This is a genomic window from Intestinimonas sp. UBA1698 (assembly GCF_002320075.1).
Classification (GTDB): domain Bacteria; phylum Bacillota; class Clostridia; order Oscillospirales; family Oscillospiraceae; genus Intestinimonas; species Intestinimonas massiliensis.
Genome location: NZ_DCJO01000033.1, coordinates 1 through 23,507, shown reverse-complemented (window position 1 = coordinate 23,507; position 23,507 = coordinate 1). Strand labels below are relative to the sequence as shown.

Annotated in this window: 17 protein-coding genes, 1 other RNA gene, 1 pseudogene and 1 CRISPR repeat array; of the genes and pseudogenes, 17 read left to right on the top strand and 2 right to left on the bottom strand. The window is 59.3% G+C overall.

Annotation, left to right across the window (positions count from 1 at the left end; genetic code table 11):
• Window positions 1–83: 83 nt before the first annotated feature.
• Window positions 84–441: RNase P RNA component class A (gene rnpB / locus B3H64_RS07125), an RNA gene on the bottom strand.
• A gap of 148 nt (window positions 442–589) precedes the next feature.
• On the opposite strand from rnpB, the gene murD reads away from it, so the two are divergent.
• From murD to B3H64_RS07085, 9 genes are all read left to right on the top strand, one after another.
• On the top strand, window positions 590–1,966 hold the full coding sequence (gene murD, locus B3H64_RS07120; RefSeq protein WP_286734067.1) for a UDP-N-acetylmuramoyl-L-alanine--D-glutamate ligase: 1,377 nt from the start codon (window positions 590–592) through the stop codon (window positions 1,964–1,966).
• Window positions 1,967–2,041: 75 nt separating this feature from the next.
• Window positions 2,042–3,082 (top strand): M42 family peptidase, encoded by a 1,041-nt coding sequence (locus B3H64_RS07115; RefSeq protein ID WP_242853723.1) that lies wholly within the window; start codon window positions 2,042–2,044, stop codon window positions 3,080–3,082.
• A complete protein-coding gene (locus B3H64_RS07110) occupies window positions 3,076–4,107 on the top strand; it encodes a M42 family metallopeptidase (RefSeq protein ID WP_050618395.1) in 1,032 nt (343 codons plus the stop codon). Before B3H64_RS07115 ends, B3H64_RS07110 begins: the two co-directional genes overlap by 7 nt.
• An 11-nt stretch (window positions 4,108–4,118) precedes the next feature.
• On the top strand, window positions 4,119–5,111 hold the full coding sequence (locus B3H64_RS07105; protein WP_050618394.1) for a M42 family metallopeptidase: 993 nt from the start codon (window positions 4,119–4,121) through the stop codon (window positions 5,109–5,111).
• A gap of 40 nt (window positions 5,112–5,151) precedes the next feature.
• Window positions 5,152–6,405 carry an aminotransferase class I/II-fold pyridoxal phosphate-dependent enzyme gene (locus B3H64_RS07100; RefSeq protein WP_050618393.1) on the top strand — a complete coding sequence of 418 codons (1,254 nt, stop codon included), beginning with the start codon at window positions 5,152–5,154 and terminating at the stop codon, window positions 6,403–6,405.
• 45 nt (window positions 6,406–6,450) lie between these two features.
• Window positions 6,451–7,128 carry a sporulation protein YunB gene (yunB, locus tag B3H64_RS07095; protein ID WP_050618392.1) on the top strand — a complete coding sequence of 226 codons (678 nt, stop codon included), beginning with the start codon at window positions 6,451–6,453 and terminating at the stop codon, window positions 7,126–7,128.
• 189 nt (window positions 7,129–7,317) lie between these two features.
• Window positions 7,318–7,608, top strand: coding sequence for a VanZ family protein (locus B3H64_RS12060; protein WP_368042494.1), 291 nt, complete (start codon window positions 7,318–7,320; stop codon window positions 7,606–7,608).
• Window positions 7,592–9,577, top strand: a complete 1,986-nt coding sequence (gene ligA / locus B3H64_RS07090) for an NAD-dependent DNA ligase LigA (RefSeq protein WP_286734056.1) — start codon at window positions 7,592–7,594, stop codon at window positions 9,575–9,577. Before B3H64_RS12060 ends, ligA begins: the two co-directional genes overlap by 17 nt.
• 148 nt (window positions 9,578–9,725) lie before the next feature.
• Complete coding sequence (locus B3H64_RS07085) at window positions 9,726–11,087, top strand: radical SAM protein (RefSeq protein WP_286734053.1); 1,362 nt, start codon at window positions 9,726–9,728, stop codon at window positions 11,085–11,087.
• Between the two features lie 71 nt (window positions 11,088–11,158).
• On the opposite strand, the pseudogene B3H64_RS07080 reads toward B3H64_RS07085, so the two are convergent.
• Window positions 11,159–11,575 (bottom strand): annotated as a pseudogene (locus B3H64_RS07080) (manganese catalase family protein); the annotation flags it as partial.
• A gap of 225 nt (window positions 11,576–11,800) precedes the next feature.
• Here B3H64_RS07080 and fic point away from each other — a divergent pair.
• The 8 genes from fic (at window position 11,801) to cas2 (ending at window position 20,358) form a co-directional block, all read left to right on the top strand.
• Window positions 11,801–12,406 carry a protein adenylyltransferase Fic gene (fic, locus tag B3H64_RS07075; RefSeq protein WP_050618389.1) on the top strand — a complete coding sequence of 202 codons (606 nt, stop codon included), beginning with the start codon at window positions 11,801–11,803 and terminating at the stop codon, window positions 12,404–12,406.
• A gap of 156 nt (window positions 12,407–12,562) precedes the next feature.
• Window positions 12,563–15,007, top strand: a complete 2,445-nt coding sequence (locus B3H64_RS07070; RefSeq protein WP_094762426.1) for a CRISPR-associated helicase/endonuclease Cas3 — start codon at window positions 12,563–12,565, stop codon at window positions 15,005–15,007.
• 2 nt (window positions 15,008–15,009) lie between these two features.
• Window positions 15,010–15,744: a type I-C CRISPR-associated protein Cas5c gene (cas5c, locus tag B3H64_RS07065; RefSeq protein WP_050618387.1), complete on the top strand. Its 735-nt coding sequence runs from the start codon at window positions 15,010–15,012 to the stop codon at window positions 15,742–15,744.
• A complete protein-coding gene (gene cas8c / locus B3H64_RS07060) occupies window positions 15,745–17,538 on the top strand; it encodes a type I-C CRISPR-associated protein Cas8c/Csd1 (RefSeq protein ID WP_050618386.1) in 1,794 nt (597 codons plus the stop codon).
• A complete protein-coding gene (gene cas7c / locus B3H64_RS07055; RefSeq protein WP_050618385.1) occupies window positions 17,535–18,380 on the top strand; it encodes a type I-C CRISPR-associated protein Cas7/Csd2 in 846 nt (281 codons plus the stop codon). The genes cas8c and cas7c overlap by 4 nt, the downstream gene beginning before the upstream one ends.
• On the top strand, window positions 18,370–19,032 hold the full coding sequence (gene cas4, locus B3H64_RS07050; protein WP_050618384.1) for a CRISPR-associated protein Cas4: 663 nt from the start codon (window positions 18,370–18,372) through the stop codon (window positions 19,030–19,032). Before cas7c ends, cas4 begins: the two co-directional genes overlap by 11 nt.
• On the top strand, window positions 19,029–20,060 hold the full coding sequence (gene cas1c / locus B3H64_RS07045) for a type I-C CRISPR-associated endonuclease Cas1c (protein ID WP_050618383.1): 1,032 nt from the start codon (window positions 19,029–19,031) through the stop codon (window positions 20,058–20,060). The genes cas4 and cas1c overlap by 4 nt, the downstream gene beginning before the upstream one ends.
• 7 nt (window positions 20,061–20,067) lie before the next feature.
• On the top strand, window positions 20,068–20,358 hold the full coding sequence (gene cas2 / locus B3H64_RS07040; protein ID WP_050618382.1) for a CRISPR-associated endonuclease Cas2: 291 nt from the start codon (window positions 20,068–20,070) through the stop codon (window positions 20,356–20,358).
• A gap of 170 nt (window positions 20,359–20,528) precedes the next feature.
• Window positions 20,529–23,452: direct repeats of the CRISPR family, unit length 33 nt; unit sequence GTCGCGCCCCGCAAGGGGCGCGTGGATTGAAAT.
• Window positions 23,453–23,507 lie beyond the last annotated feature (55 nt).

Here is a 23,507-nt window from a genome sequence, read left to right as displayed (position 1 = left end):
GACCGCCCGCCGCTTTGACCGGATGGGAGCCTGACCCGGGCATAAAACAGGGGGCCGGAGGCGATCAGCCTTCGGACCCCATATTTGCAAGCAAACCTGTAAGCCGGGTTCTGTCATTGAAGACAGTCATCTATCTAGACGCGCCGTCGCCGGCGCGCTCCAGCCACCTCCTCGGGACGGCCGGGCCGGCCTTTGTGTCCCTCCACGGTGTTGCTCCGGATAGAGTTTACAGCGATGGGCAGTTTCCAGCCATCGGGTGAGCTCTTACCTCGCCTTTCCACCCTTACCTCGTCCCCCGTGAGGGGCAAGGCGGTATCTCTCTGTTGCACTTTTCCTGGAGTTGCCTCCGGCGGGCGTTACCCGTTATCCTTGCCCTGTGGAGCCCGGACTTTCCTCATGCGCGGCCTTTCGGCCTGCTCACGCGACTGTCCAGCTTACTTGCGGATCTTATTGTACCTCATCCAGGAGGGAAAGTCAAACACTCTGTAAACCGGTGCGGATTCGATTGAAATATTTGGCTGGATACAGTATAATAATTGCATTCATCGAGTGATTCCAGTTGATTTTAGAAGCAAAGGGGGACGGCAGTATGGACATCAGGGAGTATCTGGCCGGTCTCAAGGGAAAACGAGTGGCTGTCATCGGGATCGGCGTATCCAACACGCCGCTGATCAAAATGCTCCTTCGAGAGGGTATTTCCGTGACAGCCTGTGACAAGAATAAGCGGGAGGAGTTTGGGGGGCTCTGTGAGGAGTTGGAGAGCCTTGGCGCTTGCCTGCAGTTAGGGGAACGCTATCTGGAGGGACTGGATCAGGAGGTGATCTTCCGTACGCCGGGAATGCGCCCGGACGTGCCGGCGCTGCTGGAGGCACAGGCCCGGGGAAGCGTCGTCACCTCAGAGATGGAGGTGTTTTTTCAGGTCTGCCCCTGCCACACCATCGGTGTGACGGGCAGCGACGGCAAGACCACCACCACCACCATCATCGCCTCTCTGCTCAAGGCCGCCGGGCACAACACCTACCTCGGCGGCAACATCGGAAAACCTTTGCTGGCCGACGTCTACGGTATGGAGCCCCAGGACTGGGCGGTACTGGAGCTGTCCTCCTTCCAGCTCATGACCATGGACCTGAGCCCGGAGATCGCGGTGGTCACCAACCTGGCCCCCAACCATCTGGATGTCCACAAGTCCATGCGCGAGTATGTGGCCGCCAAGGAAAATATCTTTATCCACCAAAACGATGACGAAAAGGCTGTGTTCAACCGGGACAACGCCATTACCCACGGCTTTGCGGAGACGGCTCCCGGCCGGGTGATGGAATTCAGCCGCCGGGAGGAGCTGGAGCGGGGCGTCTACCTCAAGGACGGGGCCATCTGGGTGGCCAACGAGGTGCGTGCCCGCCCGGTGCTTCCGCTGAAAGACATCCTCCTGCCCGGCGGCCACAACGTGGAGAACTACATGGCGGCCATCGCCGCCGTGGACGGCCTGGTGCCGGACGAGGTCATTCGGGGCTTTGCCGCCCGGTTTGGCGGCGTGGAGCACCGTATCGAGCTGGTGCGGACGCTGGACGGTGTGCGCTACTACAACGACTCCATCGCCTCCAGCCCGTCGCGGACCATGGCCGGGCTGCGCTCCTTTGCGGAAAAGGTCATCCTGATCGCCGGCGGCTACGACAAGCACATTCCCTTTGACGTGCTGGGACCGGAGGTGGTGGCTCACGTCAAGCACCTGATTCTCACCGGCGCGACGGCGGACAAGATCAGCGCCGCGGTCCGCGGGTGCCCGGAGTATCACGGGCAGCCGCCCATCACCAAGTACGACGGTTTTACCGAGGCGGTCCTGGCGGCCCACAGCATGGCCAAGCCGGGGGATGTGGTGATTCTCTCGCCGGCCTGCGCTTCCTTTGACCAGTTTAAGAACTTTGCTCAGCGGGGCGAGGCATTCAAGAAGATCATCTACGAGCTGTAAAGAGAATAAGTGGCGTCCAGAGGCCGTCTCCATCCGGGGGCGGCCCCGCAAACGTCACGGCAAGGAGTGAATTCATTGGACATTCGCAAGACACTGGATACTCTATGTTCCATGGCGGGCCCCTCCGGCTTTGAGCGGGCGGTGGCCGAGCAGGCCGTGGAGCTGATGCGTCCCTATGTGGATGAGGCGGCGGTAGACCGCTTCGGCAATGCCATCGGCGTGCGCCTGTGCGGCAGACCGGGCGCGAAGAAGCTGCTGCTGGACGCCCATCTGGACGAGATCGGCCTCATGGTCACCGGCATCGAGGAGGGCTTTCTCCGCTTCCGCACCATCGGCGGGGTAGACCCCAGGATGCTGCCCGACCGGGAGCTCACGGTAATGACGCAGCCCCCCATCCTGGGCGTTGTGGCCTGCCTGCCGCCCCATGTGCTCCAGGCGGAGGATATGAAAAAGTCCATCCCCATTGACGACCTGCGCGTCGATGTCGGCATGAGCCAGGAGCAGGCGGAGGCGGCCATCCCAATCGGCACCCCGATGGTCTTTCGCGGCGGCAGCTTCGCCTTGGACGGGGACAAGCTCTGCGGCAAGTCCATGGACGACCGCTCCTGCTTCGTCACCCTGCTACGGGCGGCCGAGCTGCTGAAGGACAAGCCTCTGGATGTGGACCTCTATATCATGGGCAGCACCCGGGAGGAGGTCAGTGGCGCGGGTGCCAAGGTGGGCACCTATGGCATCAACCCGGACTTCTGTGTAGCGGTGGACGTGACCCACGGCAAGACGCCGGACGCCAACCTCCACCGCCGCAGCTCCATTGGGGGTGGGCCGCAGATCGGCATCGGCCCCAATATGACCCGCTGGATGACTCAGCGCATGATCGAGAAGGCCAAGGCCAATGCCATCCCCTATCAGCCGGAGGTCATGGAGGGCCACACCGGCACCAACGGCTGGGGCATGCAGGTCACGCGGGAGGGGGTGGCCACCTCGGTGGTCTCCCTGCCCCTGAAGTATATGCACAGTCCCATCGAGGTGCTGGATATCCAAGACATCGAGCATGTGGCGGCCCTGCTGGCCGCCTTTACGGAAAATCTGGGCAAGGAGGTGGGGAAGCTGTGCTGAGTCTCATCAAGGAGCTGTGCTGCCTCGACGGCGTCTCCAGCGCTGAGGACGCGGTCCGGGAGTTCATCCGCGCCAAGGCGGAGCCCTACGCCGACTGGACCCGGACCGACGTGATGGGCAACCTGATCGTCTTCAAGAAAGGGGAGCGGGCCACCGGCCACAAGCTGATGCTCACCGCCCATATGGACGAGGTGGGCTTCATCATCAACGACATCACGGACGACGGCTATCTGAAGTTTGCCGCGGTGGGCGGGCTCGACCGGCGGGTGGTCATCGGGAAAAAGGTCCGGATCGGGGACAAGAAGGTGCCCGGCGTAGTGGGCCTTAAGGCGTATCACCTGGTGACCGCCGAGGAGGAAAAGACCGTTCCCAAGCTGGACGACATGTATATCGACATCGGGGCCAAGGATCGGGAAGCGGCGGAAGCGCTGGTGGCTCTGGGCGATCTGGCTGCTTTTGAAAGCGATGCGGTGGAGTTTGGCGACGGGATGCTGAAGGCCAAGGCCATCGATGACCGGGTGGGCTGCGCCGTCATGCTCCGGCTGATCCAGCAGGACCTGCCCATGGACTGCCTCTTTGTATTCTCCGCGCAAGAGGAGGTGGGGACCCGCGGCGCATTCGGTGCGGCCTTCTCGGTCACACCGGAGATCGCACTTGTGCTGGAGGGCACCACGGCGGCCGATCTGCCCGGTACGGCGGCACATAAACGGGTGGCTACGCCGGGCAAAGGGCCGGTGCTCTCCTTTATGGACGGCGGTACGGCCTATGACCGGGAGCTCTTTGAGCTGCTTCGCCGTCTGGCTCAGGAGAACGGCATTCCCTGGCAGACCAAAGACTATATCTCCGGCGGAAATGACGCCTCTGCTATCCAGCGCACCAAGGCGGGCGTTCGGGTGGCGGCTGTATCGGCGCCGGTCCGCTACCTCCATACCCCGTCCAGTGTAGCCTCGATCCGCGATTTCGGCCACATGTATACCCTGACCCGGAAATTTATCGAGGCCATTGCCGCCTCGTCCAACCAGTAGGAGGAAGTATCATGGATATTCTGCACACGCTTCAGACCCTCAATGCCTGTCACGGTCCCTCCGGCGACGAACGGGAGATCGCCGACGCCATCCAGAAACTGGCCGCCCCCTATGTGGACGCGTGCAGCACCGACGTGATGGGGAATTTGATCTGCCATAAAAAGGGACCTGGCTCCCGCGTGCTGTTCTGCGCCCATATGGACTCCATCGGCTGTATCGTAACCCACATCGAGAAGGAGGGCTTTCTCCGTTTTGGCAAGGTGGGCGGCCTGCATCCCCACAGCATCCTGCATACCCCTGTCCGGTTTAAAAGTGGCGTACAGGGAGTGATCTCCCTGGATGAGGGGGTGGAGCCCAAGGACATGACCCTGGATGATCTCTATATTGACATCGGTGCCCATGACGCCGATGAGGCCAAGGCTATGGTACAGATCGGAGATACCGCAGTCTACAATACCCCCACCTTTGCCGCCGGAGACCGGTTGGTCTCTCCCTATATGGACAACCGCATCTCCTGCGTCGTCCTGCTGCTGGCGATGGAGCAGCTCCAAACGAGCGAAAACGATCTCTATTTCGTCTTCACCACTCAGGAGGAGCTGGGGCTGCGGGGGGCCAAAACGGTGGCCTATGCCGTGGACCCGGACTACGGCATAGCCGTGGACGTCACCCTCAGCGGAGACGAGCTGGGTACCAAACACCGGGGCAGCAGCATCCAGGGCGGCGGAGCCGCCATCAAGGTGATGGACAGCTCAGTCATCTGCCATCCCGAAATGGTGCAGAAGCTCTCCGAACTGGCAAGGGAGCGGGTCATTCCCGCGCAGATGGATGTCATCAAGAGCGGCGGCACCGATGCCGGGTCCATCCATACCACACGCATGGGCGTGCTCACCGGCGGAATTTCCATCCCCTGCCGCTACGTCCATTCCCCGGTGGAGATGGTGGACCGTGGGGATGTGGAAGCCTGCGCCCGGTTGGCAGCCGCTTTTGCCGAGGCCCGGCTTTGAGCTGAAGAAACCATAGAGAAAGCAGAGTGAAGCAAGTCATATGACTTTACAGTTGAGCGAGCGTGTCCGGGCGCTTGGAGCCCAGGCGGAGCGGGGCCTGACGGAGCAGTTCTCCCGCATCGACGCCATTGCGGCGGAAAACACGGAGCGGGTCCTGGCCGCATTTCAAAAACACCGCGTGGCAGAGAGCTACTTTGCCGGAACCACCGGCTATGGATACGACGACATGGGCCGGGACCAGTTGGATGCCATCTATGCCGATTTGTTTGGCACCGAGGACGCGCTGGTCCGCATCGGCTTCGTCAATGGGACCCATGCCATCTCCTGCGCCCTGTTCGGGGCTTTGAAGCCAGGTGACACCCTGGTATCGGCGGTGGGAGCGCCCTATGACACCCTTTTGGGGGTAATCGGCGTGTCGGACAAGGGGCCCGGCTCTCTGAGGGAATATGGGATCGGCTACCGCCAGGTGGATGTGACCGCCGACGGCCAGCCGGACGTGGAGGGCATTCGAGCGGCCGTGGCCGAGCCCGGTGTCAAGGCAGTGCTGATCCAGCGCTCCAGAGGCTACGCTACCCGGGCTTCCCTCTCTGTGGAGGAGATCAAGGCCCTGTGCACGGCTGTCCGCCAGGTCCGGCCGGAGGTCCATATCCTGGTTGACAACTGCTACGGTGAGTTTGTAGAGACCCGGGAGCCCACCCATGTGGGGGCGGACTTGGTGGTGGGGTCTCTCATCAAGAACCCCGGCGGAGGTCTGGCCCCCACCGGCGGTTACATCGCGGGGCGCCGGGACTTGGTGGAAGCTGCCGCCATGCGGCTGACCACGCCAGGCATCGGCAGGGAGTGCGGCTCTACGCTGGGCAATAACCGCCTGCTCTATCAAGGGCTTTTCCTTGCCCCTCATACAGTGGCCCAGGCGGTGAAGACCGCTGTATTTGGCGCCAAGCTGATGGAACTTCTGGGCTGTCGTGCCGACCCGGCGTCGGATGCGGTCCGACACGATATCATTCAGATGATCCACTTTGGCGAGCCGGAGAAGGTGAAGCGCTTCTGCCGCGGGATACAGAAGGGAGCCCCCGTGGACTCCTATGTGACCCCGGAGCCCTGGGACATGCCCGGCTATGACTGTCAAGTCATTATGGCTGCGGGGGCCTTTATTCAGGGAGCTTCCATCGAACTCTCCGCCGACGCCCCCATGCGGGAGCCCTACACGGTCTACCTTCAGGGCGGACTCACCTATGAGTCGGGAAAGGCGGGCGTGCTCCTGGCGGTGGAGGAGCTGCTGAAGGGGGAATAGGTCAAGCGGCCTGCCGCATAGGCTTGCATAAGGGGGTGACCTCTGATGCATCTGAGGTACGCTTGGGTACGGCGGCTTTCCCGGCGGCGGCCCCGGAGGAGCGGAAAGCGAAAAGGCCTCCTGTGGAGTGCCATCCTGGGGATCGGGCTGGCGCTGCTGTTCATCTGGGCGGTGGATCTGCGGCTGCGCCCCATTTTGGAGGCCGCAGCCAGGGCCAAGGTCTCCAATGTGGTCACCCGCACGCTGGACGGGGCCATCTCCGACTATGTGGCCGAGCTGGGGCTGGGCTATCGGGATTTGATCCGGATGGAAACGGACGAGAATGGGCGCATTACCGCTTTGGTCAGCGATATGGCCGCCCTTAACGCGTTGAGGACCAGGATATTGGGCATCGCCGTTGAAGCGGTGGACAGCCTGGACCGGGCGGAGCTGGCCATACCGGCGGGGAACCTGACCGGCATCAACCTGCTGTCCGGCAAGGGCGTGGAACTGCCGGTAGAGGTGGTTGCGGTGGGTACGGCACATGCGGAGTTTGAAAGCAGCCTCTCCGATGCCGGGATCAACCAGACCCGGCATCAGATCCTGCTGGATGTGACCGTAGCGGTGGAGATTCTCCTGCCGGGCAGCACGCTGAACACCGAAATCGGCGCTCAGATCCCGGTGGCCGAAACGGTGATCGTAGGGGCGGTGCCGGATACCGTCCTGCAGTGGGGAGGGGCCTGAGAGAGAAGGGAACGGGGAACCATGAATCCGATCCAAAAATGCTGTGGCATCTGGGCAACATCTGGGACTATGGACTCCAGATGTTGCCCAGTGCCCTTGCGGCCGCGGCGGTGTTTTTCTGTCTGCGGCCCTGGCGCAGAAGGCGCCTGGCCGCTCTGGGGCTGACCAGTGGTCCCTGGGTTTTCTTTTATGCTTTTGGGCAACCTGAGTATGTTCGCTCCACTGGGGTTTTTCCCCGCCCTGCTATGGGACGGGCCCGGCTGGAGGAAGGCTCTGCTGACTGGCGTGTGCAGCTCCCTTTTCGTGGAGATCACACCGCTTTTTGTGGGGCGGAACAGCGATATCAACGACCTTATCCTGAATCGTTTGGGCGCACTGTGCGGTTACTGGGCTTTCCTGCTTCTGCGGCGATTGGCCCCCGCTTTACCGCCCGATTTTGATGCCAAAATAGGAGGATTCCTGAATGGATGCAAAATCTGAGATCGAACGGCTGCGTACAGTGCTGAATCAGGCCGGCTATGAGTATTATGTGATGGACAACCCCACCATGAGCGATTATGACTATGACCATCAGCTCCGCCGGCTGGAGGAGCTGGAGGCCGCGCATCCCGAGCTTGTGACTCCGGATTCTCCCACGCAGCGAGTCGGAGGACAGGTGCAGGAGGGCTTTCAGCCAGTCACCCACCAGGTTCCGCTGGAGAGTCTCCAGGATGTGTTTGATCTGGGGGAGCTGTCCGAGTTTGACCAGCGGGTCCGGGGCGCGGTGCCGGAGGCGGAATATGACGTGGAGCCTAAGGTAGACGGGCTGTCGGTAGCACTGGAGTATGTAGACGGCGCCTTTGTCCGGGGCGCCACCCGCGGGGACGGCCGGGTGGGGGAGGACGTGACGGCTAACCTCAAGACGATCCGCGCCATTCCGCTGAAGCTGCCCGAGCCGGTCCCGCACCTGATTGTCCGCGGGGAGGTATTTATGCCCCGCACGGTGTTTGCTCGGCTGAATGAGGACCGAGAGCAGAACGGAGAGGCTCTTTTTGCCAATCCGCGCAATGCCGCTGCGGGATCCCTCCGGCAGTTGGACCCCAGGATTGCGGCGGCGCGGCAGTTGTCCATTATCGTATTCAATGTGCAGTATGTGGAGGGAATCTCCTTTACAACACATACGGAAAGCCTGGACTGGCTGGAACGTATGCGGTTTAAGGTGATCCCCCATGATACCTGCAGCACCATCGAGCAGGCGGGAGCGAGTATCAGGTCCATCGGGGAAAACCGCACTGCCTATCCCTATGATATCGATGGGGCTGTTGTAAAGGTAAATTCCTTACAAGAGCGTTCTTTGCTGGGAAGCACCGCGAAATTTCCGCGTTGGGCTGCAGCCTATAAATATCCCCCGGAGCAAAAGCCCTCCAGGGTGCTGGATATCGTGGTACAGGTGGGGCGGACCGGTGTGCTAACCCCCAGAGCTGTGCTGGAGCCGGTACGCCTGGCAGGTACTACGGTCCAGAGCGCCAGCCTGCACAACCAGGACTATATCGCGGAGAAGGACATCCGCGTTGGCGACACCGTGCTGGTCCAAAAGGCGGGAGAGATTATCCCGGAGGTGGTCGGCGTTGTAAGAGAGAAGCGGCCGGAGGGGACGCAGCCCTATCGTCTGCCGGAGCGCTGTCCGGTATGCGGCGCACATGTGGCGCGGGACGAAGACGGCGCCGCCATCCGATGCACCGGGGCCGAGTGCCCAGCCCAGCTTCTCCGCAACCTGACCCATTTTGCGTCCCGGGACGCCATGGACATTGAGGGTCTGGGACCTGCGGTGGTAGAGGGGCTGGTCAAGGCCGGGCTGGTCCGCACTCCGGGCGACCTCTACCGGCTGGAGGCCCAGTCGGTGGCTCAATTGGAGCGTATGGGGCAGAAGTCGGCGGAGAATCTGATAGCCGCCATTGAGAAGTCCAAGTCCAGGGACCTGTCCCGGCTGCTGTTCGCCTTCGGTATCCGTCAGGTGGGGCAAAAGGCGGCCAAGGTGCTGGCTGCCCGCTTTGGGACGCTGGACCGCCTGAGCCAGGCCACAGTGGAGGAGCTCACGGCGGTGGACGATATCGGGGAGATTACGGCCCGCAGTCTGGCGGAGTGGCTTCACAGCGATCAGGCCGAGCACCTGATCGCCTCACTGAAGGGGGCGGGGGTCAACACGGCCAGTCAGGCCCAGCCGGTGGACGACCGTCTGGCGGGGAAGACCTTTGTCCTCACCGGCACGCTGGAGCACTTCAGCCGCGCGGAAGCAGGGGCCCGAATCGAGGCCCTGGGGGGCAAGGTGTCCTCATCCGTATCCAGGAAAACCAGCTATGTGGTGGCGGGGGAGGAGGCCGGCTCCAAGCTGGACAAGGCCAATGCGCTGGGGATTACTGTTCTGTCTGAGGCGGAATTTTTGCAGATGTTATCTGACGGAACAGACTGAAAATACAATTTATTGAGCCATTTGGAGCCCGCTTGTGACATTTTTTCTTTTTTGTCCATGGCCCGGTGCGGCGGAAGGTGCTATACTGACTTTAGTACCATACAGATAAAGAGAGTTTCCGCGTTGAGAGAGAAGGAGTGATGGCTGTATGGGTTGGATGGATCAACTCAAAAAGGCGGGCATGTCCATGGTGTATGGCTACCTGGATCAGGACCCGGACCGCAATCTTCCCAAACTGATTGATTGGGCGGACCAGTTGGACACGAAAAATGTCTACGGGCCCGCGCGGAAACAGTTTCGCAAGGTGATTGAGGACCCTGAGAGCAATTGGTATCAGTTGATCAAGAGCCTCTGGACGGACATTGACGATGGAGTACGCAGGACCCTGTTTGAGAACTTCATCGTGAATGCCAGTCTGCTGGGCTATCCCAAGCAGATCCAGAACAGCGAGAAGTACGGCTGCAATATCCCGTGGGCCATCCTGATGGACCCGACCTCCGCTTGCAACCTCCACTGTACCGGCTGCTGGGCGGCGGAGTACGGCAATCGAATGAACATGGACCTGGAGACGCTGGATTCCATCGTAAAGCAGGGTACGGAGTTGGGCACTTATATGTACCTTTACACCGGGGGAGAACCTCTGGTGCGGAAGAAGGACCTCATCACGCTGTGTGAGCGCCACCCGGACTGCGTGTTTTTGTCCTTCACCAATGCCACGCTCATCGACGAGGCCTTCGCCGACGAGATGCTGCGGGTAAAGAACTTTGTTCCCGCCATCAGCGTGGAAGGGTTTGAGCAGGCCACCGATTCCCGCCGTGGGCAGGGTACGTTCCAGGCTGTTAGGCGGGCGATGGAGATCCTCAAGCGGAAGAAGCTGCCCTTCGGCGTCTCCTGCTGCTACACCAGGGCCAATACCGATGTCATCGGCAGCGAGGAATACTTTGATCAGATGGTGGAATGGGGCGTCAAGTTCGCCTGGTTCTTCACCTATATGCCGGTGGGCACCGATGCAGTACCGGAGCTGATGGTCACGGCTGAACAGCGCGCGTTCATGTACCACCAGATCCGCAAGTTCCGCGAAACCAAGCCGGTTTTTACTCTGGACTTTTGGAACGACGGGGAGTACGTGTCAGGCTGTATTGCCGGTGGCCGGCACTATTGCCACATCAACGCCAACGGAGACATTGAGCCCTGTGCCTTCATCCACTACTCGGACTCCAACATCCACAATAAGACTCTGCTGGAGGCCTACCGATCTCCGCTGTTTATGGCTTATCGGCAGAATCAGCCCTTTAGCAAAAACTACCTGCGCCCCTGCCCGCTGTTGGATAACTACGGCCGGCTGGCAGACATGGTGGATCAGAGCGGGGCCCATTCCACCGACATGGTCCACCCGGAGGACGTCCACGACTTGTGCGATAAGTGCAAGGAAGCATCGGAGCAATGGAAGATCACGGCGGATCAACTGTGGGCATCCTCCCACGGCTGCACCGGCTGCGGCGGGCAGTGATAGAAACTTTACATAGCGGACATGCAGCCCAGGACCACAGGTCCTGGGCTGCATTCATGCGCAGAAAGGACTTACTTATCGAAGGCAGGATTGACAAAATAGACGTTTTTCTGATCCATCTTCTCCTTAGCCAGGCGCACCGCCTCGCCAAAGCGCTGGAAGTGGACGACCTCCCGTTCACGGAGGAAGCGGATGACGTCGTTGACATCGGGGTCATCGGAAAGACGCAGGATATTGTCGTAGGTAATACGCGCTTTTTGCTCGGCTGCCATGTCTTCTGTCAGGTCCCCGATCACATCGCCTTTGACTGCGATGGAGGCTGCGCTCCAGGGGAAGCCAGAGGCCGCCGTGGGGTATACGCCGGTGGTATGGTCCACGAAATAAGGAGCGAATTCGGCGATCCGTACGTCGTTGTCATTCAGGTTTCGGGTGAGCTGATGAACCAGCGCACCGATCATCTCCAAATGGCCCAGCTCTTCTGTGCCGACTGTGGAGGCAAAAGGGCCACGACCGCAAAAAAGCCTTGCGCCGCAAGGGTTACAGGCCGAAAAAGAGGACAAAAACGCGAATGTGCAAAATGCCGGTTGGCTCCATTCCTTTGATGTCTCCTTTTCTGCTTGTGGATATGGCGTTTTATGGTATAATAATTTTGTGAGATTATAGGCAGATGGATCAATACGGTACGACATCAACAAGAATCAGGGAGGCCCACAATGGCACTGGAAAATAAACTTGGCATCACCAACTCCGCCGAGCTTGCCCGAGAGGAGGAGCGTATCAGCAAGAAGAAAGCCGTGGAACTGTTCGAGCGCGGCGCTTTGGACAAGTTGGAGCGCGGCAAATTCACTTCGCTGCAAGCCATTCATAAGGCGCTTTTCGAGGACATTTATGACTTCGCCGGAAAGCTCCGCACGGTGAATTTAGCGAAAGGAAACTTCCGTTTTGTACCGTTGATGTATCTGGAGGCAGCTCTGGCCAACATTGACAAGATGCCGCAGTCCACCTATGACGAGATCATCGAAAAGTATGTAGAGATGAATATTGCTCACCCGTTCCGGGAGGGCAACGGCCGCAGCACCCGCCTGTGGCTCGACCAAATGCTGAAGGCTTGCATCGGGCAGGTGGTGGACTGGAGCCGTGTCGATAAAGAGGACTACCTGCTGGCGATGGAGCGCAGCCCCATCAAGGATGTGGAGATCAAGGTGCTGCTGAAAGCGGCCCTGACGGACGATGTGAATAGCCGCGAGGTGTTCATGAAGGGCATCGATCATAGCTATTACTACGAGGGATATACCACGTTCAAGGCGGAAGAATTGTAAACGGAGTGCGGCGGTTGGACATTAGATAAATTTGTATGTCTAAACCTATTGTCGTTGACTTTCTTTTCCATTTTGTGTATTGTATAGACAAGATTCAGGGCTAAACTTCGGCCCCGGCAGTCAGCTCTGTGATCGCGCAGAGCTGATTTTTGCTTTTTGGGAGGTGTTGGATTGGAGTATTATGCCCACATTTCAGACGATGGTCTGCGCCGCCAAACCGTCACGGAGCATTGCAGGGCAACTGCCCACTACGCAGCAGAATGCCTGTCCGGCATGGACCTTTCCAAAGCGGCGTATCTGGCGGGGTTGCTCCACGACGCGGGAAAATTCTCATCGCTGTTTCAGGCGTATCTGGAAAGCGCCGCGCGGGGAGAACCGGTTCGGCGGGGCTCCGTGGTGCACACCTTTGCTGGGGTCAGGTTCCTTTTGGAACAGTATCACGGTACCGCGCCCCTTTCTTTTGATGACATTGCCTGTGAACTGCTGGCCTTTGCCGTGGGCGCCCACCACGGGCTGTTTGACTGCGTGGATGAAAACCACGCCTCCGGATTCTGCCACCGACTTTCCACCCACGATAATGAGTACCGGGAATCCATGGAGAATTTTCTCGCCCACTGTGCCGGGCAGGCGGAACTGGACGGACTGGTTCAGGAGGCCTGCGCCGAACTGGAGCCGGTTTTTGAGAGAATTGGGAAGTTAATATCTTCGGAACCTGCGGAATCCACCGCCCACTATTTCTATGTGGGATTGACGGCCCGGCTGCTGCTGTCGGCGGTGATTCAGGGGGACCGGCGGGACACGGCGGAATTTCAGACGGGGAGCCCCAGGCCGGAGGATTTGAAAGACAAGCGGGAACTCTGGAATACCTGCCTGCAGCACCTGGAAGGAGAACTGGAAAAACTCTCCCATGCGCCAGGGAAAGGCAGTATGGAGATTCAAAGAGCCAGACAGGAAATTTCCCATCAGTGCCGTCAATTTGCGGAGCGGCCGGGCGGCATTTATCAGCTGAATGTGCCCACCGGCGCGGGGAAGACCCTGAGTTCTCTGCGCTATGCCCTGGCCCATGCTGCCCGGTGGAACAAATCCCGGATTATTTTCACCGCCCCGCTGCTGACCATTCTGGATCAGAACGCAGAAGTAATTAAGGAGTATGTGGGAGATAACAGCATCATTCTGGAACACCACTCCAACCTTGTCCGCCCCCGGGAGGAAACGGAAGAACTGAATGTGCAGGAACTGCTAATGGAGGACTGGAGTGCTCCCGTTATCATCACCACTCTGGCGCAGATGCTGAATACCCTGCTGGATGGAAAAACCTCCTCCATCCGCCGGTTTCAGGCCCTTTCCAACAGCGTAATCATTCTGGACGAGGTACAGACCGTGCCCGCCAAAATGCTGACGCTTTTCAACCTGGCGGTGAATTTCCTGTCGGAGGTCTGCGGGGCAACGGTGATTCTCTGCTCCGCCACCCAGCCCTGCCTGAAAAAGACGGCGCACCCGCTGGTTTCCGACCTGGCGGAGATGGTGCCCTATGACCCGGCGGTGTGGCAGGTGTTCCGCAGGACGCGGATTCAGCCCGCCGGCAGAATGCGGCTGGCGGAGATTCCTGCCTTTGCCATGGGCGTTTTGGAACAGGCGGAGAGTCTGCTGATTGTTTGCAACAAGAAAGACGAGGCAGCGGAACTATACGAGAAGCTGTCCGGCAGTGATTTCCGCTGCTATCATCTCTCCGCCGCCATGTGCATGGCCCACCGCAGGAAAGTGCTGAAAGAACTGGAAGCGGCGCTGGAAAATTTGAAGTCTGCGCCGCAGGAATCAAGAGAGAAAATCCTCTGCGTATCCACGCAGGTGATGGAAGCGGGGGTGGATCTCTCCTTCCAGCGGGTGATCCGGCTTTCGGCGGGGATGGACAGCGTTGTGCAGTCTGCAGGCCGCTGCAACCGCAATGGCGAATCCGGCAGCCCCGCGCCGGTGTATCTGGTGCAGTGCCAGGATGAGAACCTGGCGAAACTGACGGACATTCAGCGTGGAAAGGACGCAACCGAAAGCCTGATGGCCCGGTATAGCCGCCGTCCGGCAGACTTTCAGGAGGATCTTTCCTCCAAGGCGGCCATCGACGCTTACTACCAGACCCTTTATCGGGAGATGCCGGAGGGCTTTCAGGATGACCCGGTTCGGGGAAAACCCTATTCTATTTTCAGCCTGCTGGCTGACAACAGCTGCTTTGCGGATGAACGGGCCGAAAGCTTTGGAAGCTACTTCTTGAACCAGGCATTCCGCCTGGCCGGCAGACTGTTTCAGGTGTATGATGACGACCATCTGGATGTGATTGTTCCCTATGAATCGGGCAAAGAGGTGATTGCCGCGCTGGGCTCTGAACAGGCGAAAAGAAACCTGGAATACCGGAAAGCATGGCTGGAAAAGGCCAAGCCCTATACCATTTCCCTGTACGACTACCAGCGGCGGCGGCTGGAAGAGAAGCACGGCCTTTGGCCGGTCAGAGACGGTGATACCAGCACATGGGCGCTTTCAGAAGGCTTTTACAAGAAAGAGATTGGGTTATCCATAGAGGAAACATCCATGCAATTTTTGGAGGTGTAACCGTGAAAAATACGCAATACCCCAATATCGTGGAATTCCAAGTTACCGGAGATTACGCGCTCTTTTCTGATCCCATTCTCCGCCTGGGCGGGGAGAAATGCACCTATCAGGTGCCTACCTATGAAGCGCTGAAAGGAATCCTGTCCTCAATTTACTGGAAGCCCACTATTCTTTGGTACATCGACGCCGTCCGGGTGATGAACCCCATCCAGACGGAGGTAAAGGGAATGCGGCCTATCAAGTACCACGGCGGCAATGACCTGGCTTACTACACCTATTTGAAGCATTGCCGCTACCAAGTGCGGGCCCATTTTGAGTGGAACGAAAACCGGCCGGAGCTGGCCCAGGACCGGGATGAGAACAAGCACCATGAAATCGCCAAACGGATGATCCGAAAGGGCGGCAGACGAGACATTTTTCTGGGAACCCGGGAATGCCAGGGCTATGTGGAGCCCTGTGTGTTCGGCGAGGGAAGCAGCAGCTATGATGAGATCCCTGAACTGAGTTTCGGACTAATGTATCACGGGATTACCTATGCCGACGAAGCCTATTCCCCGGACACGGTAGGGAAGATGACGGCAAATTTCTGGAACGCGGTGATGCGAAAGGGCGTCATCACTTTTCCGAAGCCGGAAGACTGTCCGATACACAAAACTCTGGGGAATATGGAGATAAAGCCCTTTGAAACATCGCTGGAAAACTTTACTGGTCTGCGGGAATTTGGGGAGGTGAACTGAATGGGACTGCTGCAAAAGGCCTGCGAAACCTACGACTGCCATGTCAGCCTTGTGGGCCTGCCTCAGGCTGAAAAGGAAACGCTGGCCCCTGTCTCCCACATTCTCACCTCCGCGCAGATTGAGATTACCGTGGATCAAGATGGGCAATTTCAGAACGCCAGAGCGGTGGACAAAAGTGAACCGAAAATTGTGATTCCGGTAACGGAGGAATCTGGCGGGCGCAGCGGAACTAATCCCAAGCCACACCCCCTCTGCGACCAGCTGAAGTACCTGGCGGGATACGACGCCAAGAAATACGAAGGGTATGTGGCGCAGCTAACGCAATGGGCACAGTCGCCCTATGGGCACCCCAAACTCCATCCTATTTTGCATTATGTGAAGGGCGGTACCATCCTCCGGGATCTGGAGAGATGCGGTGTGATCCACTCGGACGAAAAAGGCAGGCCCAGGGAAGAGGACGCCATGGTGCGCTGGCGGGTGGTTGGCTTGGATGACGGCGAAAAGGAGGCGTGCTGGGCGGATCAAAGTTTGCTTCGCGCCTTTATCGATTACTACCGGGCTAAAACGGAAGACCAGGGGCAGAAGCTGTGCATGATCAGCGGAACGCTGTCCCGGCCAGCTGTCCAGCACCCCAAGGGAATTGCCCCGGTGTGCGGCGGCAATGCCAAACTTATTTCCTCCAACGACAGTAGCGGCTTTACCTACCGAGGCCGGTTCGCGGAGGATTGGCAGGCCGCCACCGTCAGCTATGGGGCTTCCCAAAAGGCCCACAGCGCCCTGCGCTGGCTGGCCGCGAATCAGGGCACCCAGATCGGCGGCAGGGTATTCTTATGCTGGAACCCCCAGGGAAAGCCCGTCCGCAATGTGACAGACGCCTTCCGGAAAGACACCACTGCCATCACAAACCCGACGGAGTACAAGGAGGACCTGCGAAAGACCCTTCTGGGCTACCGGGCTGTACTGCCGGATTCTGCCGGGGTTGTGATTGCGGCCTTCGACGCCGCCACCACAGGCCGCTTGTCCCTGACCTACTACAATGAACTGATGGGGTCGGATTTCCTGCAAAGACTCCACGACTGGGATGCCACCTGCTGCTGGCCCAACTGGCAAGGGGCCATCTGGGCGCCGTCCCTATACCAGATTGTGAACTGCACCTTTGGAACGGTCCAGAATGGCCAGATGAAAACGGACAATCGGGTGTTAAAGCAGCAGATCCAGCGGCTGGTGTTCTGCCGCGTGGATCGGGCCAGGCTGCCCTCCGACATCAAGGACACGCTGGCGCGGCGGGCTTCCAATCCGCAATCCTTTGAACAGAATAGGAATATCTGGCGGGAAGTGTTGTTTATAGCGTGTGCTGTTTTGAAAAAATATGACTTTGACAGAAACGGGGAGGAATGGAACATGGCACTGGATCCCGGCAAACAGGATCGCAGCTATCAGTTCGGCCGGCTGCTGGCCGTGATGGAAAAGGCGGAGCGGGACACTTACGGAACCAACGAAAATCGGGAACCCAACGCGATCCGGCAGATGTCTGTTTTCTGTCGGCGGCCCATGTATGTAACGGCCAATCTTGAAAAGCAGCTGGAACAGGCTTATTTACCGAAACTTAACCCGGGGAGCAGGGTGTTTTACAAAAACATGATCGGTCAGATCATGGAAGAGATCGACAAATTCCCGGAGAATCAGCAGAACCGGCCTCTGGAACCCAGCTACCTGATGGGGTACTATCTCCAGCGCAGCGCACTGTATCAGAAAAAAGAAAACGAGCAGAATGAGGAGGACAGCAAGCAATGAGTACATTACAGAATAAGATTGACTTTGTGGCGCTGGTTTCGGTCAGCATGGCAAATGCCAACGGCGATCCCTTAAATGGCAATCGGCCCCGGACGGATTACAACAACTATGGCGAAATCTCCGATGTGTGCATCAAGCGGAAGATTCGCAACCGGATGCAGGATCAGGGCTATCCGATCTTTGTGCAGTCCGAGGACCGGTGCGATGACGGCTGCGGAAGCCTGAGTGAGCGGGCGTCTGCAGTGCTGAAGGGCATCAAGAACCGTGAGGAGTATACCCAAAAGGCCTGCGAGACTTGGCTGGACGTGCGTACCTTCGGACAACTGTTCGCCTTTAAAGGCAAGGACGCCGGCGGCGTCTCTGTAGGGGTGCGGGGGCCTGTTTCCATCCACCAGGCGGTGAGCGTTTCCCCTGTTGAAGTACAGACCCTTCAGATTACCAAAAGCGCCAACGGCGAACCGGGGGAAAAGCGTTCTTCGGACACCATGGGCAATAAGCACTTTGTGCAGTTCGGGCTCTATTTGCTGAAAGGCTCCATCAATGTGCAGCTGGCGGAGAAGACTGGCTTTACGGAGGAAGACGCACAGGTGGTAAAGGAGTGTCTGCGGACGCTGTTTGTCAACGACGCATCCTCCGCCCGCCCAGATGGCTCCATGGAGGTGGTCAAGCTTTTCTGGTGGCAGCATAACTGCAAGGACGGGCAGTATTCTTCTGCCAAGGTGCACCGTTCGGTAAAAGTCACTTTGAAAGATCCGGATTATACTCCTCTTTCTGTAGATGACTATGTCATCAGCGTAGAAGCGTTACCCGGATTGGAACCGGAAGTAATCGATGGACTTTAACGACGAGGACTTTCTCCAGCTTTCCGGCTTGCAACACTTCAAATTCTGTCGCCGGCAATGGGCGCTCATCCACATCGAAAACCAATGGGCGGAAAACTACCGCACGACGGATGGCGCGATCCTGCACGAAAACGCGCACAACGGCGCGTTCACCGAAAGCCGGGGAAACTTTCTCATCACGCGGGATATGCGCATTTTCTCCCGCACGCTCGGTGTGTCGGGCGCGTGCGACGTGCTTGAATTTCGCCGGGATGAGAGGGGAATCCCACTCAAGGATCGCGAGGGCCTGTGGCAGCCATATCCGGTGGAGTATAAGCGCGGAAAGCCGAAAGAGGGCACGGAGGACGCGCTTCAGCTCTGCGGTCAGGCGATGTGCCTCGAAGAAATGCTCTGCTGCGAGATCCCACGCGGCGCGCTCTATTACGGTGAGCCGCGACGGCGCACGGAAGTTGATTTCATCCCCGAGCTGCGGCAGGAGGTGCGCGCTCTCGTTGAAGAGATGCACGCGCTCTATGCGCGCGGCAGCACACCGAAAGTGAAGCCGACAAAGGGCTGCAACGCCTGCTCACTGAAAGAATTGTGTCTGCCAAAGCTGATGCGGAATAAGTCCGTTTCCGCGTATCTGCGTGGCGCGATGGGGGGAGAGCGATGAGACAGCTTTTGAACACGCTTTTTGTCACATCGGAGGACATTTACCTCTCGCTGGACGGTGAAAACATCGTGGCGAACCGCGGCGGAGAAGCGGTCGCCCGCTACCCGCTGCACACGCTGCAGAGCATCGTCTCGTTTTCCTACGCAGGCGCATCGCCCGCCCTGATGGGCGCGTGCGCGCAGCGGGAGATCGGACTTGCGTTCTGCTCACCGCGCGGGAAATTCCTCGCGCGCATGGCGGGGCAGGCACAGGGGAACGTCCTGCTGCGGCGGATGCAGTACCGCGTAGCGGACAACCCGTCACAGAGTTGCCGCGTCGCCAGAATGATGGTCTTCGGCAAGGTCTACAACGCGAAGTGGAGCGTGGAGCGCACACGCCGCGACCATGCCATGCGCATCGACGAAGCACGCTTTTCCGCTGTATCCGAACAGTTACAAGGACTTTTGCCGCAGATCGCATCAGAGACATCACTCGACAGTCTGCGCGGCCTCGAGGGCGTCGGTGCCGCGGCGTATTTTAGCGTACTGGATGACATGATTTTGCAAGGAAAAGAGACGTTTTTCTTCCGTGAGCGCAGCCGCCGCCCGCCGCTCGATGCGCTCAATGCGCTGCTTTCGTTTGCTTACAGTCTGCTCGCACACGACTGCGCCTCGGCGCTCGAAGGCGTGGGGCTGGACGCCTACGTCGGATATCTCCACCGCGACCGGCCGGGGCGAGAGTCACTGGCGCTCGATTTGATGGAGGAGCTGCGCCCGTGCTTTGCCGACCGCTTTGTGCTCACGCTCATCAACAACCGCGTTCTCAAAGCAAGCGATTTTGACTTCCGCGAGAGCGGCGCGGTGCTGCTGACGGACGCGGGACGCAGGACGTTTCTGCAAAAGTGGCAGGAGCGGAAAAAGGAGACCATTACACATCCGTTTTTAGAAGAAAAGATGCCGTGGGGGCTGGTGCCGTATGTACAAAGCCTGCTGCTGGCGCGGTATCTGCGGGGCGATTTGGAGGACTATCCGCCGTTTTTGTGGAAATGAGGCGCCTATGCTGGTTTTGATCACCTACGATGTGAACACGAGCGACGCCGCCGGTCGCGGACGGCTGCGCAGGATCGCAAAACAGTGCGTCAACTACGGTCAGCGCGTACAGAACTCGGTGTTCGAGTGCCTGCTGGACACGGCGCAGTACCGGAAGCTGCAGAATGAGCTTTGTAAGATCATTGATCCGGAAAAAGACAGCCTGAGGTTTTACTACTTGGGAAAGAAGTACGAGAACAAGATCGAACACTTCGGCTGCAAGCAGACGTATCTGCCCGAGGAACCGATGATCTTATAGTGCGAAGCGCAAGCGCGCAGAAATTGCCCGGGCGGTTCGCACCCAAATCTGCAATGATTTTCTGAATGGAAAAGGGATTAGAATGCCCTGACAGGCGGCATTCTGCGCAAATTTGCTCAAAACTTGTCTGTTATCGCAAAAATGTGCAAAGCAATTTGTACACTTTTGCTGTCGCGCCCCGCAAGGGGCGCGTGGATTGAAATATGGAGCCGATGCGAGGCTTGATGTACCCCCGGTGTCGCGCCCCGCAAGGGGCGCGTGGATTGAAATCGAGAGGGGCGTGAGGAAGATTATGCTTGCAACGGTCGCGCCCCGCAAGGGGCGCGTGGATTGAAATTTGCAGGCCCCACGGATGGCGGTGTTGTAGTCCGTCGCGCCCCGCAAGGGGCGCGTGGATTGAAATACCTGGTAGATGCGATCATACCGGGCAAGCTCGGGTCGCGCCCCGCAAGGGGCGCGTGGATTGAAATTTGCTGGCCTTGAGCGCATCCACGTCCAACAGGGCGTCGCGCCCCGCAAGGGGCGCGTGGATTGAAATCTTTACGCGGTGTACTTACCCACAATGACCATAGTCGCGCCCCGCAAGGGGCGCGTGGATTGAAATCAGGTCCTGCGGGGAGCCTTGACGGACGAGCAGCGGTCGCGCCCCGCAAGGGGCGCGTGGATTGAAATGGACCTATACAACCTGCTCTCGATGGTCAGGTAACGTCGCGCCCCGCAAGGGGCGCGTGGATTGAAATCCCCTTGTCGTCCCAGCAGTAGAGCCCAAACTCTCGTCGCGCCCCGCAAGGGGCGCGTGGATTGAAATACATCTGCCGTAGACGCCAAAAAGGACACAGCCGGTCGCGCCCCGCAAGGGGCGCGTGGATTGAAATTTTTTAACCCGTCAGGGTACTTTGCATTGCCGTGTCGCGCCCCGCAAGGGGCGCGTGGATTGAAATTTGTTTCCACCACATTTTCCACCGGAGCCATCAAGTCGCGCCCCGCAAGGGGCGCGTGGATTGAAATAGCTAGCAGGTTGAACCTGGGCGTGACCTCATTCGTCGCGCCCCGCAAGGGGCGCGTGGATTGAAATTGTGCGCAGTGCTGTCCGGCCCGGTAGACGGAGCAGTCGCGCCCCGCAAGGGGCGCGTGGATTGAAATCACCGGAGCCATCAAGGATGGCCATCCCAGAGCGGTCGCGCCCCGCAAGGGGCGCGTGGATTGAAATAACCGAAAGGGGTCCCTGGACGTGGGGGAGATCCGTCGCGCCCCGCAAGGGGCGCGTGGATTGAAATATCCCCATTATGGGGGAAAGGAGGCGATTTGTCAAGGTCGCGCCCCGCAAGGGGCGCGTGGATTGAAATACCAACTCCCGCCGCAGGTATTCCGTGTGCAGCGCGTCGCGCCCCGCAAGGGGCGCGTGGATTGAAATGCAACCACCCAGCCAGCTAGAACGGAGGGAGAACAGTCGCGCCCCGCAAGGGGCGCGTGGATTGAAATCGGATGACGAACGAGGACATTGCCCTCGGGCGGCAGTCGCGCCCCGCAAGGGGCGCGTGGATTGAAATCCGGCCAGCTTGGTATGGATGGCGCGGAGCAGGCGTCGCGCCCCGCAAGGGGCGCGTGGATTGAAATACGTAGCCCGGCAGGGAACGCGGCACGATGACCAGTCGCGCCCCGCAAGGGGCGCGTGGATTGAAATTTGGAGCCCGCCGCCGTAGCGCTGGCGCAGAAGGTCGCGCCCCGCAAGGGGCGCGTGGATTGAAATCCGCATAACGTACCGCTACGTTGCAATCGGGTAGGTCGCGCCCCGCAAGGGGCGCGTGGATTGAAATTCTCTAAGCGCCTACCCCACGATAGACCGCATCACGTCGCGCCCCGCAAGGGGCGCGTGGATTGAAATATGCCGGCGGCGGAGCCGGTGATGTAGTCCAGAAGTCGCGCCCCGCAAGGGGCGCGTGGATTGAAATGGTCGGTGATGCGATCAATCTTGCAGATCATTTAGTCGCGCCCCGCAAGGGGCGCGTGGATTGAAATCGGCTGATGCCGGAGTTCCGAGAGGGGCGTGAGGGTCGCGCCCCGCAAGGGGCGCGTGGATTGAAATAATCTGCCGTGGGACACACCGGAAGAGATTGAGGGTCGCGCCCCGCAAGGGGCGCGTGGATTGAAATTTGACCGGCGAAATCGCACTGAGACGACCCGCCGGTCGCGCCCCGCAAGGGGCGCGTGGATTGAAATTAACCCATGTGGCCACCATGTCCCATCGTGCAAGTCGCGCCCCGCAAGGGGCGCGTGGATTGAAATAACGTGTAGGCAAGCGATACCATAAGGTTCGTCTGTCGCGCCCCGCAAGGGGCGCGTGGATTGAAATCAGTAAGCGGGGTTAGTGATGATACCGGCCCCGGTCGCGCCCCGCAAGGGGCGCGTGGATTGAAATAGGACCTTGCCGTTGTCGGAGGCGGTGACGGGGGGCGTCGCGCCCCGCAAGGGGCGCGTGGATTGAAATACCATTGCCCTGTATGGTGTCACGGAGAACTAAGTCGCGCCCCGCAAGGGGCGCGTGGATTGAAATCTGTACGTTACAACTTACCTTTAATGGGACGAGCGTCGCGCCCCGCAAGGGGCGCGTGGATTGAAATGGTGCAAACGACTTTTGGAGGCGCGGGAATGAGGTCGCGCCCCGCAAGGGGCGCGTGGATTGAAATATTACAATCCAGGAGATCGCACGCAACACCTTGCGTCGCGCCCCGCAAGGGGCGCGTGGATTGAAATGCCGAATCCGACGCTTTGTTTCCCACCGACATAGGTCGCGCCCCGCAAGGGGCGCGTGGATTGAAATGCACATTACCCGTGCCGAGTTCCGCGCAATGCGGTCGCGCCCCGCAAGGGGCGCGTGGATTGAAATTCATGCTGGCTCCCAACGGGTCCTGCTGGGCCAGAACGTCGCGCCCCGCAAGGGGCGCGTGGATTGAAATGAGGTTCCCGTCTGCGGCCGACACGATTGTGCCGAGCGTCGCGCCCCGCAAGGGGCGCGTGGATTGAAATATTAAGCAAAGAATAGCTGCGCACCAAATAATTAGTCGCGCCCCGCAAGGGGCGCGTGGATTGAAATGGAGACCAACCCGTGGGTATTTGTGATCGAGTTGTCGCGCCCCGCAAGGGGCGCG

Coding starts and splice junctions, on each gene's coding strand:
- murD (WP_286734067.1), top strand. CDS start 590: ATGGACATCAGGGAGTATCTGGCCGGTCTCAAGGGAAAACGAGTGGCT.
- B3H64_RS07105 (WP_050618394.1), top strand. CDS start 4,119: ATGGATATTCTGCACACGCTTCAGACCCTCAATGCCTGTCACGGTCCC.
- B3H64_RS07100 (WP_050618393.1), top strand. CDS start 5,152: ATGACTTTACAGTTGAGCGAGCGTGTCCGGGCGCTTGGAGCCCAGGCG.
- yunB (WP_050618392.1), top strand. CDS start 6,451: ATGCATCTGAGGTACGCTTGGGTACGGCGGCTTTCCCGGCGGCGGCCC.
- B3H64_RS12060 (WP_368042494.1), top strand. CDS start 7,318: ATGCTTTTGGGCAACCTGAGTATGTTCGCTCCACTGGGGTTTTTCCCC.
- ligA (WP_286734056.1), top strand. CDS start 7,592: ATGGATGCAAAATCTGAGATCGAACGGCTGCGTACAGTGCTGAATCAG.
- B3H64_RS07085 (WP_286734053.1), top strand. CDS start 9,726: ATGGGTTGGATGGATCAACTCAAAAAGGCGGGCATGTCCATGGTGTAT.
- fic (WP_050618389.1), top strand. CDS start 11,801: ATGGCACTGGAAAATAAACTTGGCATCACCAACTCCGCCGAGCTTGCC.
- cas8c (WP_050618386.1), top strand. CDS start 15,745: ATGGGACTGCTGCAAAAGGCCTGCGAAACCTACGACTGCCATGTCAGC.
- cas7c (WP_050618385.1), top strand. CDS start 17,535: ATGAGTACATTACAGAATAAGATTGACTTTGTGGCGCTGGTTTCGGTC.
- cas4 (WP_050618384.1), top strand. CDS start 18,370: ATGGACTTTAACGACGAGGACTTTCTCCAGCTTTCCGGCTTGCAACAC.
- cas1c (WP_050618383.1), top strand. CDS start 19,029: ATGAGACAGCTTTTGAACACGCTTTTTGTCACATCGGAGGACATTTAC.
- cas2 (WP_050618382.1), top strand. CDS start 20,068: ATGCTGGTTTTGATCACCTACGATGTGAACACGAGCGACGCCGCCGGT.